This window comes from Bradyrhizobium liaoningense (assembly GCF_018130955.1).
GTDB lineage: Bacteria > Pseudomonadota > Alphaproteobacteria > Rhizobiales > Xanthobacteraceae > Bradyrhizobium > Bradyrhizobium liaoningense_C.
In genome coordinates this window covers 1-1,502 of record NZ_JAFCJM010000146.1, presented here as the reverse complement: position 1 = coordinate 1,502, position 1,502 = coordinate 1, and the positions used below count along the sequence as shown (strand labels likewise).

Below are 1,502 nucleotides of genomic sequence, written 5' to 3'. Positions count from 1 at the left end.
GCGCAGCTCCACGAAGAGGCGTTCCGGTATTTTGGCGGGGTCCCCAGCTATGTCGTGCTCGACAACCTGAAGGAAGGCGTCCTCAAGCCGGATTTGTACGAGCCCCAGCTCAACCCGATTTACAGCGCGATGCTGGCTCATTACGCCGTGGTCGCCGATCCCGCGCGCGTGGCCGATCCAAATCGGAAAGGATGCGTCGAGAATGCGATTCAACATACCCAGGGCACTGCGCTGGCCGGACGGCGCTTCGAGACGCTGGAGGCGCAAAACGAGTTCTTGAGGCACTGGGAGGAGAACTGGGCTTCCAAACGCATCCACGGCAGCACGCGCCGTCAGGTCGAGGCGATGTTCCAGGAAGAGAAGCCGCACCTGCGGCCGCTGCCTGTCGCTCCCTTCCGCATCTTCACCGAAGTCGTCCGGACTGTCTGCGACGACACCACCGTACGCGTCGACAACAGCTATTACGCCGCGCGGCCCGCGCCGATCGGCAGCCAGGTCGTCGTGCGCATCTACACCACCACGATCGAGATCCGTGATCGCCACACCCGTGCGCTGCTGCGTGTTCATTCCCGGATGGCGCACCCCGGTTCTGTCGTCCTGCCGACCAGCGAACGGCCGTTCAACCCGTCGCGGCAAACCGCCGTGCTGCTGGCGAGCGCCGAGCGCATCGGACCGCAGACCAGGGCCTTGTGCCAGCAGGTGTTCGACACCGAAGGGCGCCCCGGACAGCGCGCGATGTGGGGCATTGTCGGGCTGGGCCGGAAGTATCCGGCGCGGCTGGTCGAGCAGGCCTGCGCGCACGCCATCGACAACCGCATCTACCGCTACAAGCACGTGCGTGCGACCGTCGAGCGGTTGTTCGAACAGGCGATCGAGCAGGTTGGAGTGACGCCACAGCCGGCATCGCCGCTCACCCAGGATCATCCGCTGATCCGTACCCCCGCGGAATACGGCGACCTCTTCAGCCGCGCTGTGCGGCGCGACGCCGACGACAATGGTCGGCAGGCCGAGGCTCACGACGATCACGCCACGGCAATCCGCGCTCGTGTCGCCTGCGCAACCCCGGCCAACTCCGGCGCCACGAGCGCTCCCGCTGCACCTTCTCACCTTAAACTGGAGACCTAGCCACATGATGACCATGCCGGAAATTGAGCGTTGCCTACGACAGCTGCGCCTGTCGGGTGTCCGCGACACGCTGCAGACGCGCGTGCTCCAGGCGCAGGGCGCCAACCAGCCCTTCCTCGAGACCTTCTCCCTTATCCTGCAGGATGAACTGGACCGTCGTCAGTCCCGTCTTATCGAGCGGCGATACCAGCAATCCGGGCTCGACGAAAAGCTGACGCTCGCCGAGTTCGACTGGTCCTTCAATCCCAAACTGCCACGTCAGACCTGCTTCCAGCTCCACACCCTGGCGTTCATTGCCGCTGGCGAGAACGCTCTGCTTGTTGGCAAACCTGGCACCGGGAAGTCGCACATCGCCAAGGCGATTGCCTATCAGGCGA

At 64.7% G+C, this 1,502-nt stretch carries 2 pseudogenes; both read left to right on the top strand.

Going from position 1 to position 1,502, the window contains the following annotated elements:
- Positions 1–1,125, top strand: a pseudogene (gene istA / locus JQ632_RS39110) (IS21-like element IS1631 family transposase); the annotation flags it as partial.
- Positions 1,126–1,129: 4 nt separating this feature from the next.
- A pseudogene (gene istB, locus JQ632_RS39105) lies at positions 1,130–1,502 on the top strand (IS21-like element IS1631 family helper ATPase IstB); the annotation flags it as partial.